Raw genomic sequence first — 18620 nt, 5'->3', positions numbered from 1 at the left:
AATTTTGGTATAAAGTCTATTTCATTGAAGCGGGGTCGGTTTCGACTGTAGCGTTTTCATTTATTACATGCTCCTTAACCATCGAAAGTTCTTTAATACTAACCTGATCTTCAGATGAAAAAACAGCATCCATGTTAAGCACGATAAAAAATTTGTCTTTAACGCGGGCCATATTTGAAATAAATTCCGAACGGTATCGGTTTCCAATATTTGGTGGAGGTAACAGATCTTCGCTCTCAAGCTTTAACACGGAGTGTACTCCATCCACCATCAAACCTACCATAACATCCTCTCCTCCAACGTTGATTTCGGTTACCAAAATGCTTGTGCTTTTTGTTTTTTCAATTGGCGACATACCAAATTTCACTCTGGCATCCACTACCGGAAGAACGTTTCCTCTCAAATTAATGACTCCTTTCATATAGTCAGGAGACCGGGGCACTTCAGTAATATTTGTCACCTCCAAAATCTTATGTACTTTGCTGACATGGAGTGCAAATATCTCCTCTCCCAATCGAAATGAGAGATAAGAATTGTTTTTGTTTGCGTCGTTGTTGCTCATAATCAGAATTTATTTTAGTTCATTAAATTCAGGGATTATAACATGCGGGTGCTGAAATAAAACACACCAAAACTATATGGCATGCTAACTACCGGAATTCTATTCCATCGCTTCGCGGATAAAAGTGTTAACATCAAGTACCAGGGCGATGGTTCCATCCCCCATAATGGTAGCTGACGAGATCATTTTTTGGCTGTGGTAGAGTTTCCCCAGAGGTTTCAGCACTGCTTGAATCTTTCCAATAACCTGATCAACAGAGAGCGCTATTTTAAAACCGGAATGGTTTACAACCACCATTTGGCAACGTCTGGGAATTTCTCCGTTAATCTGCATCTCCTTTCGTAAGTTGAAGAATGGATACTGAATGCCATCAAGAGTCATCACATTTAAAAAGTTGTTATCAAGCTTTTCGGAATCCATGGGATAGATGCGATCGGTTAAAGACAACGGAATGACATATTGAGTGTTAGCAATTCGCACCAGCAATCCATCAATAATGGATAACACCAAAGGCAAAGTGATGGTAATGGTAGTCCCTTGTCCGGGAGTTGACTCAATGGCTGTCTCGCCTCGTATTGCCAAAATATTGCGGCTTACCACGTCCATCCCCACTCCTCGGCCTGACACCTCGGTGATTTGATCCGAAGTTGAAAATCCGGCTAAAAACACCATATTCAGCAATTCCTGATCGGAGAGAATTTGACCATCGGAAATCAATCCTTTTTGAATGGCTTTTAGTCTGATTTTTTTTGGATCAATACCGGCTCCATCATCTTTAATTCTCAAAACCACATTGGCTCCTGAGTACTCTGCTTCAAGTCTGATTTCACCTTCAAGAGATTTACCCTGCTTCTGGCGAACCTCAGGAGACTCAATGCCATGGTCAATGCTGTTTCGGATGATGTGTAACAGTGGATCAGTCAGACTGTCGATCATTGTTTTATCCAGCTCCGTCTCGGCACCCGTCGCCACAAACCGCACTTTTTTACCGAGTTGTCCGCTTAAATCTCTCACCAATCTTTGAAAACGTGTCAGCATGTTTTCAATGGGAATCAAACTCATACTGAATGCGCTGTCCCGTAGGTTTCCTGTAAGCTTCTGTACTGTTTCAGTAACCATTTTCAGTTCCGGAATCTGGTATTTTGAAGATATTGAGTTTAAACGTTCCTGCGTAATAACCAACTCGCTGACCAGACTCATTAGTCCATCAATTTTGTCAGCTGAAACCCTGATGGAAGATGTGGATCGACCTTTACCATTGCTCTCTTTCACACCATTCAAAGCTTCTCCTCCAACCATATTCTCACGAGAATGAGATGCGACACTTTCTTCTCCGGCAAAGCCGGTAAAGTCTGACAACTCAATTTCATCGCTGGTTTTCAGGATTTCATCCAAACGCTTCTTAAAGCGTTTGTTTTTAAACAGATCATGTTTTCCTATGGAATGGATTTCAATGATACTTTCATCTTCCACAAACATAAACACATCAATAATGGCATTCTGTCCCATATCTGTTGATATAAACAGATCCCAGTAAACATATGATTTATCAGAATCGAAAGCTTCCAAATCAGGAACTTTTGCCATTCGGGGAATGGCAAAAAGATCTCCAAGGGATTTCAACTCTTCAAGCAGATATAATAAATTGGTTCCATATTTTAACACCATCGGTCCGGGATAAAAATGGATGTAGTAAGTCGTCATCTGCTTAATATCATCGTTTTCAACACCCGAGACTTTGATGTTTCCTACCGAACTCTTTACCGAGTTGATCATATTGAGTGTTTCACTTTGCAATACCTGATCGATTTCAAAGACTAAATCTTTATACTTCTGCAATGTATTCACGTCGTCCACCTGCGAAACATCCAATAAATCCCGCAAAAGATCCACCGAGTTTAAAGTAACCGTAAGTAAATCCTGCGATACCAATAATTTTCCCGACCTGATCATATCATAAATATTCTCAAGTCGATGCGTAAACTCACTCAGTTTATCAAATCCAAACATTGCTCCACCACCTTTGAGAGAGTGCATTACGCGGAATACCTGCTCCAAAAGTTCTTTATTATTGGGCGACAGTTCGAGCTCCAGAAGAGCTCGCTCCAAATCACTGATGCTATCGAGCGCCTCTTCTATAAACTTGGACTGGAAATTTTCAAAATTCGGTATCATTATAAAATCTGATTTAATTCTAGCGTAAAGAATTTAAGTTAAGTGGTTCACATCAGAGCATAGAAATCCTGTTCGCGTCACCACGTTAAATATATCAATATGTATTACAGAGTTTTAAACCGTCTCTTGCCGGGGATAAAGCTGAGCCACTCGTTTCAGTAACCCTTGAATATTTAATGGTTTGGTAAAAAAGTCGTCTGCTCCCATCTCTTTTAGCACCCTGATGGTATCAGGGTCGTTGAGTGCAGATACTATGATTACAGGGATCTTTCCATAAATCTCCTTAGATTTTAAGCGCTCCAACAGATGAAACCCTGAAATCTTAGGCATTAAAAGATCAAGAAGAATTAATGCAGGTTGTTGCTTATATATAAGATTCCACGCCTCGGTAGCGGACATGGCAGTTTGTGTTGGATAGTCCTCCTCAGCCAATACCGCTTCAAGTAAAACGTTATTGGTTTGGGAGTCATCAACAATCAGAATATAGTCATCGTTTATTTTCATAACTGAAGGGTTTTGGATTCAATTTTTCAAACTCATTTAAGGACTTTTGTGTGTGGCTCACACTTATACTTAATACGCCAAAGATAACAGGCAGGATTCATATATTTTGGTGATTTGAATTACCTCTGCAAGGTGATATATATCACCTTTTGCATACAACAACCTTATTGATTACTATATACACTTCTATCTTCAGGCCACAAAGGTTGACAGACAGAAGCAAAACCAAGAGTAAATCTTCAATGCAGATTTATTATAAATTTAAACAGCCTCTTATAGCATTTCTTCAATAGATTTCCATTCCAATATCATATCTTCAAACGTTTTTAACAATTCATCAGTCCGATGCTTGCGTTTCTCAAAACGCATAGCCATTTTTTCAAGTTCCGGTAAACAGAGAGTCGCTGCGGCTCCTTTTAAACTGTGGGCAACATCTGCTGCTTCATCGTATCTCCCATGATCAATAGAGTTTTTTATGCGTTGCAAATAGCCTGGGATACTTACTTTTGCAGCTTCTATTAATCTGTCATAGGTGGCGATACGTCCTCCGATCTTTTCCATCAGGAGGTCTCTGTTAAAATGATGATTTTGGGAAATTTTATCAACAATTGGACTATGTACCTCATTAAATTTAAGTGCCGGCATATGCTTCATCAAAAGTTTTGATAGTTTATCCAAATCAATTGGCTTGGTGACGTAAGCATCCATCCCGGCCTCTCTGCAATCGGTCAGTGTATCATCTTGTACTTTAGCAGTCAAAGCTATGATGGGAATCTGTTTCCCATTCAGTCTCTCTAAGTTTCGTATATCCCGTGTTGCTTCCAACCCCCCTAAACCAGGCATATTCAAATCCATGAGAATCAAATCCGGATTCTTCTCATTATACAACTCTACGGCTCTGTTTCCATTGTATGCTTTGACCAAAGTTGCTTTGGGAAACAACTGTAAAACTACCTCTGCTGTTAGTAACATATTTATATCATCATCTTCGGCCAACAAAATGGTAACTGAGTCCAGAGAATAGATGTTCTTTTTAACAGAGTGAGGGAACTTAATGTATGCGGATGATTTATTGGTTAAGAGCTCGTCTATTTTTGACAACACCCGGTAAAACTCATCGGGTTTTACCGGCTTTATAAGCTTCTCATAAATATTCAGTTTCTCATCTTGTTCAAATACTGTAAAATCATCAGATGAAGAACAGAGTAAAATAAAAGTTTGTTGTGCAGAGTTTTTACTGCTCATATCCATTATTTTCCTAATCACATCAAGACCATTGATGTAAGGCATTTGATAATCGACAATGATCAGATCGTTGTCGTGTTCTTCTGATACCATACGGATGGCATCAACTCCGTCCTCTGACTGGGACACCTTAACATTATGGTAATTCAGCATTTCCACAATTACAGACCTGGTAACGGGGTGATCATCCACAACCAAAACTTTCTTCAATCCTTTTAAATTTAAAACCGGCAAAGGTTCCGGATTGACTAATTCAAGTGCAAGATCGAAAAAGAACCTGCTTCCTCTTCCCGGATGACTATCCATCCGAATTTTACTGTTCATTTTCTGCAAGAGCATGTTGGAAATAACCAATCCTAAGCCCGATCCTCCATAACGTCGACTCGCTGAATTATCTACCTGAGAAAATGCTTTAAATAGCTTTTGTTTATCAATTTCAGAAACTCCAACTCCCGTATCCCTTACCAAAAAGCGAAATTTTGCAATTGAATTGGGTTTGTCTATCTCCAGAAGTTTAACTTGCAACTCAACCTCTCCTATTTCGGTAAATTTAATGGCATTACTGATCAAATTAATGAGCACCTGACGCAATCTGAGTTCGTCAGCCTTTACGCTAAAGGGTAAATCCGGAGCAATATTGAGAATAAGTTCCAAATCCTTTTTATGCGCATTGAATCGGACTATTTCTACGACAGTGTCCAGAACTTGAAACAGATCCACCTCTTCAGGAAAGAGTTCAAGCTTACCTGCTTCTATCTTTGAGAAATCAAGAATATTATTTATTAAGTCCATCAGAGATTTAGCAGACACATGGATGTTTTCCATGTATTTACGCTGGATTCCTGAAAGTTTTGTTCCGACTAACAATTCTGAGAAACCAATCACACCATTCAAGGGAGTACGAATTTCATGACTCATATTAGAGAGAAATTCACTTTTCGCTCTGGACGCAGCCTCTGCATCTTCTTTTGATTTCTTTAGCCGACTGTTCTCTGTCATTTCCAAGGTGATGTCGGTTAAGGTCATCAATAATCCAAATCCCTTTTCATCAACATCCATCTCCATTCGAAGCCATCTGGAAGTAATTGAATTGTAAAATCGTATGGAGCTTCTCCCGCAATCTTCAATCAGGTTCGCAATATCTGGTTTTTCTTCATTTTCCGGAATTAACTGATTCAGGTAGGACTGATAGTCAGCCAAACCGTCTCCTCTCAAACATATCCCGGTTAATGTTTCAGACGCACGATTTATCGACTCCAGTTTTAAACGACCATTTTCGTCAATGGAATGATAGATGTACCCAATCGGCAGAAGGTCTAATATCTTTGACTTTGTTCCCATTTTAAACCAAATCAGTTAATTTTTCTATTGATTATCGTATGGCAATTTCAAAAAACCATAAACCTTCTCCAAAAGAGAGCTAATGTTTATAGGTTTAAAAATGTAATCATCACATCCGGCATTAAATACACATTTTTGCTCTCCTCCCATTGCAAAAGCTGTTTGAGCAATTACCGGAACCGCCTGATCCTCTTCTTTTATAATTTTGGTGGCTTCCAGGCCATCCATTTGAGGCATTTTAATATCCATCAAAACCAGATCAATAAATCCATGACTTCGAAACAACTCTACAGCTTCGACTCCGTTTCTGGCCCAAAATATATCAAATCTTTCCCCATAAAAACTTCCCGTCAGGGCGTCCTTGATCAACTGATAATTGATTTCATCATCTTCTGCGATCAGCACATTGTAATGCTCTTTTGTGTATAAAGAGCCTATATCTACCTTTAAAGCAGAATCATCTTTCAACACAGGCATTTCAGGTAGTGCAAAGTAGAAGACAGAACCCTTACCTGGCTCAGATTCCAGAATAATCTCACTTCCCATTAGTTCAACAATTCTTGAAGCTATGGACAGTCCGAGTCCGTTTCCGCCAAATTCCCGGTTAACCTGCATGTCAGCCTGACGAAATGGTTGAAAAATAGACTCCTTATGTTCTTTATCAACTCCAATTCCTGTGTCTTCTACAAATAACACCCATTGATCTCCTCTCTTCTTGCAACCAAAAACGATTTCACCTTCACGAGTAAATTTTACAGCATTACATACCAACTTTTTCATCACCTTTTCAATATGCTGGGTATCGCCGGTAAATTTTATTTCTTCACCTACCGGGAATAATGTTTTTAACTTCACACCCTCATTGGTTTTGTCGCGGTACTGAATCAATACTTTCTGCAATATTTCTGCCAAATTAACCTCATCATGAACCAGAACAAGGTCTCCTGCTTCAAGTCGGGAGATGTCTATTATGTCATCAACTATGTTTAACAACTGATTTGTTGACTCAGAGATGTATCGAACATAGGAGTCCTTTCGATGATCTGACAAACCGGGGGTTCCTAACAGCTCTGAGAAGCCCAGAATACCATTCATTGGAGTCCGAATTTCGTGAGACATGTTTTGAAGGAAAGCTGTTTTAAGCCGGTCACTCTGTTCTGCTTTCTCCTTAGCAATAAAAAATTCTTTATTGAGATTTTCTAATTCAACATTGTGTTGTTTAAGTTGGTTGGTATAGTTTACAGACTCTTTGTAAAGCCGGGCATTCTCAATGGCAAGGGAGGCTTGAGCAGCCATCGACTGACAGATTTCAATTTCCGATTGTGTGAAGGTTCTGTTTTCATCATCTCCTGATAATATCAATAATCCAAATACACCATTGGCACTAACCAAGGGGATGTATAACATGATATTGACCCCAAGTTGGTCAAGTATTGCAAGTTCTTGAAATGAAAGTTGCTTAGAGTGTTGCTTTGAAATAGTTACAGGCTCTCCTGTTTCAATACATTGAGAAGCAAAATAATGGTCAGTTATTCTTGCTCTTTCCACAAACCCGGGCAGAGGTTGATTTGGCGCTGGCCACATGGATTTTATGCTGATAAAATCACCATCCTTTAAATATATTGCTCCCCCATCTAAATTAATCAACTCAACTCCTTTTTGTATAATTATGGGCAATAGAAATTCCTGATCAAGAGTTGAACTAAAGGAGCGACTGATTTCAAGCAGTGCTGCTAAATTATTGCTGTGTTCCATAATGGCACGTTGTGCCATTATGCGTCCTGTGATATCTTCTTTTACCGCGATGAAGTTTGTGATCTTGCCAAAATCATTTAAAATGGGGGCTATTACAGCCGATTCATAATAGAGTTCCCCGCTTTTTTTTCGGTTTATAAACTCACCATGCCACTCCTCGCCAGAGGATATTGTTAGCCACAATTGTTTATGCACTTCAGGATCGGTCTCATTTGACTTTAGAACTCTCGGGTTTTTTCCAATTACCTCATCAAGGGAATAGCCGGTTAGATCACAAAATTTTGCATTAACATACTGGATGTCGCCATTTGCATCGGTAATAACAATTGTAGCCGGACTTTGCGATGTAGCCACAGAAAGCATACTGAGCATGGTGTTCCTAAGCTTCAGCTCAGAGATGTCAATATCCATGCTGTAAAGGTCTTTTCCACCGCTAGAATTCCGCAAAATAAAATAGTTACTATATACGGCTACCGGCTCACCATTCTTATTGTGTAATACCAATTCCTCCGGAGCAATTGGTTCTCCGGTGATCAGCATGCCTTCAATATCTGTAGTTACTTTGAGTTTTAGTGAATCCGGAATGGTCAGATCAATGATGGGTTTACCTATTGCCTCCTGTTTGGAATAACCATACATTCGCTCACTAACTTTATTCCAATATACAACCTCTCCTTTTTTGTTAAATCCCTGAAGAGCAATATTGGAGATCTGATTCAATAATTCCAGAATTTTCAAGTTGACCTCTGACTGTTTACCTTGCTCAAAAACTGGCATTTCAGATTTAGTGATGTAAAGAACTATAGATTTTTCATCCAGAGGATGAAAAATGAGTTTACACCAGATATCTTTCACATCATTAAATTGAGATACCTCTAGAGCCTTTCCGGAAGCTGAAACCTTGTTGAGGGTGGATATCATCTCAAATAAAAAGCCAAAGCGACTTTCTAACAAACTGTTTACCTGATCAACTGTAGGCTCGGAGAGTGATATGAATTGAAGAAAAGCGCGATTAAAATATTTTATCTGGTAGTCCAATTTATGCTTTCTATTAGACGTACATTTTGAAAACAAAACACAACCGTATGGTGCCTGATCTATAATTGGTTGATATTTGCTTTCCATCAGCAAAAAAGATTAATTGCATTTTTCAAAAAAGAGCACTTCACGCAAAGCATAATACATATATTGAACTTAATAACGACAAAAACCGGAACGAATTAAATTAAGCATGATAACCGATTATTTCAAAATGAATTTACGAAAAAAATACATCAACTCAAAAATAACATCAAAAGAAAGAGTTTCTGGGACAAATTGAAAAAACGAGATTTTTTCAGTACATTTAAATACCGAAAGATTAACTATATATGACACACACCCCTTCTCAAAATGATTTTTTAACATCATCCCTGAATAAGGGATCATGTGATTCTGCAGATACCTATATTAAAGAAAACAGTCAGTTTATAAAATATAATAAAGGAGAACTTATTATTAAGCAAAGTTCACCTGCAACACATGCCATTTTCGTAAATAAAGGATTGGTAAAGACCATAAAAGAGAGTGCCAATGGGCGTACAAATATTCTGGAAATAATTGGTAAAGGCCAACACATGGGATTATTAGCGGTGATGAGCAGTACCATACACGATTATACATCAATCGCTCTTACTGATGTTGAAGCCAGGTTTACTCCCAAGGATGTTTTCATGCAAATCATGCATGAAAACAGTGATCTTGCCAACAAAATCATCACAGAAAGCTGCTTAAGTTCACAAAAAACGATAAACCGGTTAGTGACCATCAATAATAAGCAATTACCGGGACGGGTTGCCGATGTCATTCTTTACTTTTTGGAACTGGAAAGTGGTGAAAGCCATGACTCGCTCGAGTTTCCTTTGACTCGAAATGAACTGGCTCAGTTTGCAGGTACCACCAAAGAGAGTTTCATCAGAACACTAACGGAGTTTAAAAATGATAAAATCATATCCATAAACGGAAAGGCCATACAGATTAACAGCATGGAAATTATAAAAACCCTAAGCAGGTTAGGATAGATCGTTTCCTGAAGTTTTATTAACAGGTGTATCCAAAAGCACTTTAATCCATTGCCTTGCCTCTGGAAGGCTGTTGAAATAACCAATTGGTTTATCTTTTCCGAAATCTGAAAACTTTTTCAACGACAATCGGGTAAACACATCTTTAGGAATAACAAACGCCATCACCTTTAAGCCATACTGCATCATTTCAGGCAGTGCAGATGCGGCATACTCTGCATCTTCCGGACTTACTACTTTTTGCTCGGTTACATCAGAGATTAATGAGTCCACATCGTTTTTAGCTATAAACTCAGTGGAAATATCAATGATAACCCTGAAGAGAGATGCAGGGACAAAACCACTCCAAACCTGTAAGAGTTCTTTTCTTTCATCAACGTATCGCAAAACAACGTTCTGATCCTTGTAAAGCTCCATTTTCAAGTCCTTTATATCAATTACATTTAATCAAGTAAAAACTCATCATCACAAACGGCATGTATCAGACTTATGACGGTCTCATTCTTAAATCGCAATCCAAGACTCCCGCTGAAGTCATCAAATTCAGGTTTAATTCCGTAGCCCAAATTAAAAGCCCCCTTTGAAAAACGGTTCAACGGCTTAAAACCATTAACCAGAAGCTTTTCAATCCATCTGAATGCAGGTTCATGCTTTTCAACCCTGTCCATTTCATTTCCACCTATAATATCATCAATCTCCCTGCCAAAAAACAACTTGAGACCGTTTCTTTTCACTTCATCCACCGGTAACTGATCAATTACCTGAAAAACATGATAAAAATGCTGATAACAGTTTTGAAATCGTCTTTGAAAATCAGGTTCATAATGATCGACATTTGGCTCTGTCAGGAAAAAAGCTTTAGGATTTAAGCCCCGGAGTTTTTTAATCACTCTGTGCCTGTCGGTTTGCTGCTTGATATGATGCAATGCCAACGATTCGTTAATTACGAGATCTCCTCCAGACCTCTGAATCATCACCCCGATCCATTCAAAATCAACCTCTTCAATAAACGACCTAACGGGAATAAAGTTCAGTGCAAAGGAACACGAGACTTTTGAAATAACAGACTGCGCATGATCCAATGCCTCTGAAAATGGCTCAATCCCGATCAGAGTAACTCTACGAAGAGTTTTACTTGCGGAGAGTTTTTTAAGAAGGGAGTTCATTTGAACTCCCATTCCTGTTCCAATATCAATAATTACGATATTTGAGGCATCACCAACCACTTCAAGAATGGTGTCATTAATAATTTCATGACACTTTTTAACAAAAGGGAATTGCTCGATTAATAAATTGAACAGTTCAATCTGAGGCACCTCAAATTTCTTGAGGTATATATGTTCATCGGTACCGGACGGGCCGATGTGTTTTCTGATGGCCTTGATGAAAAGTGTCGTTAAGAACTTTTCAGAACATGCGGACAATCCATCAAGACAATGATCCAACAGGGTTTCAACTTCGACCCGGGTTTCCTGAGAAATATTATCAGGGAAATTCTTCATTACTAGATTCAAGGCTTCATAAACAGTAGGTACCGGAAATGTCTGCATTCTTTAACAGGTTGGTTGAATTTATAATATCAGGCAGGGCTATGGTTACTGATTTATGCTAGTGCTTTAGAAGCCAGGTTTCTGCTTCTGCTACGTTGTCAAAATATTGTACATTGTCGGGCATTCCTTTTTCCTTGGCAAAAGAGCTAAGAGCGAGTTTTGTGATTACATTCTTTGGCATTACAAAAGCCATCGCTTTTACTCCTCCACCAAAAAGTTGCGGCATCACTGAGGCAGCATATTTTGATTCTTCGGGTCCAACAGGCTTTTGTTCAGTAGTGTCCGACATCATATACTTAACCTGATTGCCTTTAACAAATTCCACGGTTTTGTCAATGGCCTCACGAAACTGAACTGAAGAGGCAAAACCAATCCACTTTTGTAATAACAGCTTTTTTGTTGTATCAAATTCAATTCGTACAACAGGAGACGAATAAATTTCCATAACCATAATATTTTTATGTGAAACTAAACAATGATTCTTTTTCAAATTCGCTATAAAACAACTCACTAAAACATTCTGTCATCAGACATACCCACAAAAACCTTATAATGCCGGATAAATAACACTTACAAAATAGCATTTTTTTATTAAAACAATAAATTTTGGAGGGAAAAGCAATATTTTACATCATGTTGCTTATACGTGCTTTTTATCATATTGTTATACATTATCCAATAAATAGTATTTTAACAGCAAATATGTATAGTGGATTTAGATAACTAGAAAAAGAATCAAAAATTGAAGCAGGTGCATTTAAAGCACAAAAAAGCCAACAGCAATAATTACTGTTGGCTTTCTAAAATATTTTTACAGGCTTTACCTACCTTGCAAAATTGACTATCTGTCGGCTTAAAGTTAGATTGCGGCTGCGGGTTCCTTCTTCATCCAACTGATAAACCATCCTTTCATTTTCAACATACAGGTTTATGCTTGCTTCAGCCGGCATACGACCATGGCTTTCTGTAATCACCAAAACCGGAGAATTGTTTAATGCAGAAGCCGACCTCCTGAGAACACTTAATTGATTGTTGGGAACAAACAAAATGTGACATGAAGTAAGGTCATCATTTGCACTTAGAGCTACAATTTCGATTGGTCTTCCGCCAACATTTCTCTCTGAAGCAGAAGCCTGCAATTCAGAAATAATCGGGTGATTGTGGCCTAAAACACCAATTTTAAACACCAATTCATTCTGCAAGTTTGGCCATTGCACCAGTCTGGTGAAATTGTAAATAAAGGTACTCTGATACCTTTCAAGTTGAGCATCTGCCTTTTGAATAAACAAAAAAGCAAACAACATAAATAAAGTAAAATAAACTTTTTTCATTCTGGTATTAATTTGATTGCGATGCAAAAATACCAGTTTACCAAATGATCGTGCGTAAATTAAATATAATTAACCAGTTAAAATATCATAACATATTGAAAGTTATCACACTGTAGCGTACAAAACCATAGTAAAACAAAGAAAAATTAAAGATAGAAATCAATTATTAATGGCAAAAGTAATCGAATACAAAAGACACAAAAACTAAAATAGTGTAAAAAGAAACGCATCTCTTAATCAATAAAAACATGAACTTAGTCAATATCTTCAGTCGATTCATCAAAATAACCTACAACCATTTCCGTATAACTACGTGAAACCGGCACAATCAGATCGCCGGCATCATCAAGCAACAACTGAAATTGCCCCTTAACGCGACGCAACATTTTTACTTGATTTAAATTAATCATAAACGAACGATGGCATCTAACGAGCGGATAATCTTTTAACAAGATTTCAAGGCGTTTCAAGGTATTTCTGAGCAAATAACTTTTAGTTTTTCCTCCACTTTTATAGTAGATATCCACATAATTATCGCTCGCCTCAACATATAATACATCTGTTGCTTTTACGGTTATGCGTAAGGTTCCATTTTCGTCTTTAAAAGGAATAAAAGCAGGGCGGGTGCGAATTTGTCGTAAAAGTTGTTCAAAACTCACCTTCTTTTCACGCCATGCAAAATAGAGTGAAGTAATTAGATAGGGAATCAATAAAATAAGTGACGTATTTTGTACTGCCAAATAAGCCAGCACGCTAAAAGGTCGCACATCTCCCAAAACCACCCTTTCAAGAATGGCATATAAAAGCCCCATTAATAAAACTTCTGCAGCAATCATTACTGAATACCCGGATATGGTAATTTTCCTTTTTCGCTTGATCATCAACATGGTAAAGCGACTGATAAACACCACACACATTCCGGCAACCACAAGCAGACCTGATACCAACAAAAAGATCCATGGATTTACATCGTACCATTCTCTAGCACCAAATGGCTTGTAGAGATTTATAAAAAAGAGAGCAAATAAAGATGTAAATACGATCTGTATTATGGTGTTACGGGGAGAAACAAAGTACTCCGCAATTACCCTTTGTTTTATTGCCATTGAAATAAGATAAAATTACTCTTCTTTTTTTTGCAAGAACACAAAAGTAACAGAAAGAAAAGAGAATATCAATTCACCCCATCATGAAAAAATTCACCCCACATAAAAAGTCATTCACCCCAACTATCTGAAAAGCACTGCAATTAAATTCAACTTATCGGACTAATAATTTACTTTGCAACAGAATAAATTCTCAACGGAGTTTTTATCGCTAAAAGTGTCGGCCTCACAGAGTAGTGTTTCAAAACCAATCCCGCCAGTCTGTTCTCCGGTTTAAGAACATTCACAAACTCTGCTGAGGCGCACTTTTGTCATTTTTTCAAGAGCCATTCTTATTCTTTTCCCGAAAGATTTTGTTCTCCCCGCTTTTTTTCTATTTTTGCACCGCGAAACTTTAAACCACCACGTGGTTTAAACATCTAAAAGCCGATGTAGCTCAGGGGTAGAGCGCTTCCTTGGTAAGGAAGAGGTCATGGGTTCAATTCCCATCATTGGCTCTTCTTCAAAACTTTATAAGTAAGCACTGAATTTTCTCTCACCATTCTTAAAAGATACACACCATCCTGAAGAAATCCCATATCAAGTTTTAAAGAGTTTCCTCCTCTGGTATCCAAACTTTTCACCAATCTACCGCTAAAATCATACAATTCGATACGAATCTCACCTTCAGTAATGCCTTGTATATGCAAATCGTTCAACACCGGAATTGGATATAATGAGATGTGTTTTTTATTCAATTGAGTTGAATCGGTACTAATCCATGTCAAAACCAGTAAGTGTTCAATGTCATTGTTTACATCAAGCGAACCCGACACAGGGATATAGCCAGGAGCATCAACAATATAACCAGAATCAGACAGTATATCAACACCATAAAAAACGGCCTTTCCTAATGAGTTGGTTTCAACGGTTTCATTATTAAATGAAACCGGAATGTTGCTCAAGGGTTCAGATTCAGAATCAGTAATTCTAAAAGTAACAGTATGACATGCATCTGCAAAATAAAAATCCGACAACGGCGAAACTGCACCATATATTGGATATTCAGCATAGACTGCAAATTGGTTATCCTTACACTGATCCACCTCTACCTGAAACCCTGAATTAAATATTCCTGAAACAGAACCAACAACATCTCCATCGAGCAAAACATAATAAACAAGATTGGTGTCAGAATCTGAACCGGAAACCTCCATTTGTAAAGATTCTTTCATGCTTCCCTTTGGAACAAACGAGTCTTTCTCACGATGAACCTCAGTAACTTCAGAAACCCTGGAGGATTTCGCACCAGCCGTGTCAGCAAGGGGCAACTCTAATGTTTCCAACTTTAACTGATCAATGAGAATGGCCAAAGCGTCATCAGAAACATAATTAATAGCCAATTGAACAGTTTGTCCTGCAAACTCTTCCAACGAATACAAAAATTCCGTCCATTCACGAGGAACTTCAACGTAATCTCCCTCAGATATAAGATGCTGTTCTCCATTTATCAACACCAAAACGCGTATTCTCTCCAACTGGTAAAGTGCTGATAACGTTTTTGCTTTAAACGATAATGCATGCTGCTCATTAATATTTAAAGGTGGAGAAATCAACCAATCATCATTCGGGCCGTTTACCGCATTAAAAGCAGCCAACACATGACGTCCGGAAGGAGCAATCAAATCAAAATCAGCCTGAAGCAAACCTTCATAGTGAGGATCCAAAACAATGAAAGATCCGGTATAACCCTGATTTGGAAAATCGATCCCGGTTATACTCCAAGTTCGTGACTGATCACCATCAAACAATGTCCATCCCGGTAAAGAAAGCGAAAATGCGCTGAAACGATCAAAATTTTCATAAAGAAATGGGTTCCAGGTAAGATCTATTTGCTTATAGTCATTGGTATGAGATAATCCTGTAATGGCAGGTATTTCAAAATGATTTAAGAACAAATCAATGCTTTTTTCATCATCCGGAACAATTCGAACCCATCTCTCTTCATAACCCAATTTAGAAACTGAAATTGAAACATAATTCTCAGTGTAACCTTGAACCCAATAAGCAACACCTTCATGATTCGACACAACACTTTGACCATTTATATTAATTAACGCTCCCTCAACAGGTCCATAAAAGTCACTCACATTAAATGTCATAGTATAAAACCGTTGATCTGTTGAAAAGAGATAATCCTCCGAATAAAACTGATAGCATAAATCATCATTATAGGTAAAGAATGAAAAATAGAAGTTGGAAGAATGATGCATATCTGTAATGAATACTTCCTCATGGCTACCGGAGTATACCACGAAAACATCATTACCCAATTCATCACCTTCTCCGTAAACAGAATTGCCTTGATAAGAAATTCCGTCAGACGGAATTTCTGTCACCACGCCTCCCCTTCGGGCCAATACCATAACCGAGGACTCTTCATTAGGATTATTCCATGAAATACGCATTTCAGTTTCGGATACATCCGAAACTGAAACATCTGATACCGCGACCATCGAAGCTCCGCAATGGCTTCCGGTTTTAACCACAACATCATCAACTCCTATGCCATAGCCGTAATTCCCTATGCCTTCAAAAGCGATCTCCACCAATCCTGAAAAAGGTATTGCGACTCTTCGTTGAACCCAACCGGCGGCAGGTTGTTGGAAATAAGCAATCTCCGCCCATTCTTCGTCTCCGCTATTTCTGGCCAATAGTCTTAATTCATCCTGATCATTGTCCCATGGTTTTTGAAAATGCCTGAATTCCAGTAAAAAATCTTCATTTTCATCCATATGAAAAATAGGTGAGACCATCCTTGTGACACCGGAAGTGCTTGAATTTACATAGAATCGTGCAAATTTATCTTCAGACCATGGTCCACCTGGATTTCCATGAATGCCTGAAGAGACGGCTTGCCATGAATAATTGCCAGTAACAACTTTTTGCCGCCAGTTTATCAGCCCGCCTAAAAAATTATCAGCCCAAGGGAATTCAATTACAGGGGCAGCGTTTGTCAAAGCATTCGCAGACAAAGCTCCAGACCACTCATCTCCTATTTTGCTCCAAATCCTATAATAATAGCGGGTAGAAGGTTCTAGTTCATCATGGGTAAAATGATCGGAATCATCACCTGCAAAAAGAACAGTTCCACCTCCCGAGATAGCGTCTCCCGGGCTATAATTGCCGCCATCCTGAGGTTGACCAAACACCGGGTCTGTATTAAAAGCGAGTAAAACAGGGTGTTCTTCGCCTGATGGAGTCCAGAGTATGTCTATTTCGTCATGAGACATGGCTGTGGCTTGAATACTTAAAGGACTTCCGTCCTGAATGGCCATAAAGTCAAAAACCACAATCTCGTTTTCCACATAAATCCCGGTGATACTTCTGTTAAATGGTTCTCCCGACCAGGTTAAAGTGGCAGGATTGGTTTCATCAGTTAACATGGATATACCCAATGAACCGGGGAACGTAGCAGAAGAAGTATTCACAGAGCCACCTGCTGCCATAACATAAAGACCCTGCCTGTCACCAGCATTGATATCATTTGTATTTCTTTTTTCTGCAATTCTATTTCCATCCACGTGAAAGACTACCATATCCTCACCAGGCAAAAAAGAATCAAAATTCTGTCTGCGTCGGTTTTCAAGCAAAAGATATTCGTTCTCCACCGGACTGTTTACACGATAAACTTTCTGGGACGAAATAACCGGAGAAAGTTCATATCGGCCAACAGACCCAATAGAAAGCTCCGAGACCCAGCCCAATTCAATTTTTGAAAATGCATTATGATGAGCAGGAGAAGATCCGGATGGACTTCCATTAAACGTACCGGAGGCCATAATATCCCATCGTCCTGTCCCGGGATTTCTAACACCGTTATCGCTGGTGTCATAATAATCGGGTATACCAAGATTGTGACCAAATTCGTGACATATTACTCCGATGGTATTCTTATGCCCGGCCAGATTTCGGGTCTCAGGCTGTACAGTATATCTATCCACCTCAACGCCATTAATTGTTCTGGCACTACGGGAGTAACCTGCTGAAGACAAAGACCAGGCATGAGACCAAATATCAGTTTCATTTCCAGTCACCTCTTGTCCCGGGCCCTGATGAATAATGGCAACACCCTCAACAAGACCATTGCCTGTGTTATCAAACATAGAAAAATCAACCCCTTGCGCTGCAGCAGCCTGCACAGCGTGATATGCAAATTCCCCCCAGTTTTCACGAGGTCCGTAGTAATCTTTTTCATAAGGAACTATTACCCACACAGTCACCGTAGATTCAATATCCAACGTTCCGTTGCTGTTCTCAAGATAGTAATCCCGAAAACTACCTGTACCGTTATATCCCTCCTCATTCATATAACGATAAAAATCCTCCTGACTATAACTAGGCGATTTGTCAGGGAAAGTGGCTAAAATGACCAATAGCTTACGTTCACCTGAAGCCGGGAAATAAGATTCAAGACTACTGTTTTTAAGCATTGGAGATATAAAAGACTCCCTGATTTCCTGGATACGTTCAGGACTGACCAATGAACCAGTCTCAATGGTATATAAAAAATCAAGTTCATCTGAAGCACGATTTTGCGGGTTTGACGCTGCAATTCCGGATGCAGTAACCTCTCCTGATTTTAAAACCGTTGCATATTCAAAAACACCGGCTAAGTTTCTGGTTATCCTATATCCATCCATGGTTGAAACCCAATTAAACCACTCGTCTCCATGCAGACGAATGGTTAGAATACTCCCATCGGGTTGTTCAATATCCTGGGGATATGGGTATGCGCCAACGCCAAATACTTTAACTGAAGATATAAGTAGAAGCAGAATCAGGGAATTCCTAAAGAAAAGTTTTATATTATCCATATGACATAAAAATAACTTAAGACATCTGGTATCATATGGGACTAACAAAACTCACAACCACAATTATTCAACAAACAATTATGATTCAAACCATCAATCTCCATTTCAACCTCATAGTTTTAACGCAATTATGCA

At 38.7% G+C, this 18620-nt stretch carries 12 protein-coding genes and 1 tRNA gene; 2 read left to right on the top strand and 11 right to left on the bottom strand.

From position 1 onward, the window contains the following. Window positions 1–16: 16 nt before the first annotated feature. From EV194_RS13765 to EV194_RS13745, 5 genes are all read right to left on the bottom strand, one after another. The gene (locus EV194_RS13765; protein ID WP_132434619.1) at window positions 17–562 is read right to left on the bottom strand and encodes a chemotaxis protein CheW; all 546 of its coding nucleotides are present in this window, start codon (window positions 560–562) and stop codon (window positions 17–19) included. A gap of 99 nt (window positions 563–661) precedes the next feature. Then, the gene (locus EV194_RS13760) at window positions 662–2737 is read right to left on the bottom strand and encodes a chemotaxis protein CheA (protein WP_132434618.1); all 2076 of its coding nucleotides are present in this window, start codon (window positions 2735–2737) and stop codon (window positions 662–664) included. A 114-nt stretch (window positions 2738–2851) separates the two neighbouring features. Next, window positions 2852–3241, bottom strand: coding sequence for a response regulator (locus tag EV194_RS13755; RefSeq protein WP_132434617.1), 390 nt, complete (start codon window positions 3239–3241; stop codon window positions 2852–2854). A gap of 273 nt (window positions 3242–3514) precedes the next feature. After that, window positions 3515–5827, bottom strand: a complete 2313-nt coding sequence (locus tag EV194_RS13750; protein ID WP_132434616.1) for a hybrid sensor histidine kinase/response regulator — start codon at window positions 5825–5827, stop codon at window positions 3515–3517. Between the two features lie 24 nt (window positions 5828–5851). After that, window positions 5852–8707, bottom strand: a complete 2856-nt coding sequence (locus tag EV194_RS13745) for a PAS domain S-box protein (RefSeq protein WP_132434615.1) — start codon at window positions 8705–8707, stop codon at window positions 5852–5854. A gap of 245 nt (window positions 8708–8952) precedes the next feature. Here EV194_RS13745 and EV194_RS13740 point away from each other — a divergent pair, with 245 nt between their 5' ends. Next, on the top strand, window positions 8953–9642 hold the full coding sequence (locus tag EV194_RS13740) for a Crp/Fnr family transcriptional regulator (protein WP_132434614.1): 690 nt from the start codon (window positions 8953–8955) through the stop codon (window positions 9640–9642). Here the strand turns inward: EV194_RS13740 and EV194_RS13735 are convergent. The 5 genes from EV194_RS13735 to EV194_RS13715 form a co-directional block, all read right to left on the bottom strand. Next, a complete protein-coding gene (locus EV194_RS13735; protein ID WP_132434613.1) occupies window positions 9634–10059 on the bottom strand; it encodes a hypothetical protein in 426 nt (141 codons plus the stop codon). The two genes, EV194_RS13740 and EV194_RS13735, sit on opposite strands and share 9 nt — an antisense overlap. Window positions 10060–10085: 26 nt before the next feature. After that, window positions 10086–11192 carry a GRAS family protein gene (locus EV194_RS13730; protein ID WP_132434612.1) on the bottom strand — a complete coding sequence of 369 codons (1107 nt, stop codon included), beginning with the start codon at window positions 11190–11192 and terminating at the stop codon, window positions 10086–10088. A gap of 58 nt (window positions 11193–11250) precedes the next feature. After that, window positions 11251–11637, bottom strand: a complete 387-nt coding sequence (locus EV194_RS13725; protein WP_132434611.1) for a hypothetical protein — start codon at window positions 11635–11637, stop codon at window positions 11251–11253. Window positions 11638–12016: 379 nt separating this feature from the next. After that, complete coding sequence (locus EV194_RS13720; protein ID WP_132434610.1) at window positions 12017–12523, bottom strand: YfiR family protein; 507 nt, start codon at window positions 12521–12523, stop codon at window positions 12017–12019. A 254-nt stretch (window positions 12524–12777) separates the two neighbouring features. Continuing rightward, the gene (locus EV194_RS13715; protein ID WP_132434609.1) at window positions 12778–13629 is read right to left on the bottom strand and encodes a LytTR family transcriptional regulator DNA-binding domain-containing protein; all 852 of its coding nucleotides are present in this window, start codon (window positions 13627–13629) and stop codon (window positions 12778–12780) included. A 425-nt stretch (window positions 13630–14054) separates the two neighbouring features. Between EV194_RS13715 and EV194_RS13710 the strand changes: the two genes are divergently transcribed. After that, window positions 14055–14126: transfer RNA gene (locus EV194_RS13710), tRNA-Thr, on the top strand. Here the strand turns inward: EV194_RS13710 and EV194_RS13705 are convergent. Then, window positions 14118–18485 (bottom strand): M6 family metalloprotease domain-containing protein, encoded by a 4368-nt coding sequence (locus tag EV194_RS13705; protein WP_132434608.1) that lies wholly within the window; start codon window positions 18483–18485, stop codon window positions 14118–14120. The genes EV194_RS13710 and EV194_RS13705 overlap by 9 nt on opposite strands. Between the last annotated feature and the right edge of the window lie 135 nt (window positions 18486–18620).

Source organism: Natronoflexus pectinivorans (genome assembly GCF_004345615.1).
Taxonomy (GTDB): Bacteria; Bacteroidota; Bacteroidia; order Bacteroidales; family Marinilabiliaceae; genus Natronoflexus; species Natronoflexus pectinivorans.
Note: the sequence above shows the minus strand (reverse complement) of the source record. Positions and strands in the feature narration are given on the sequence as shown.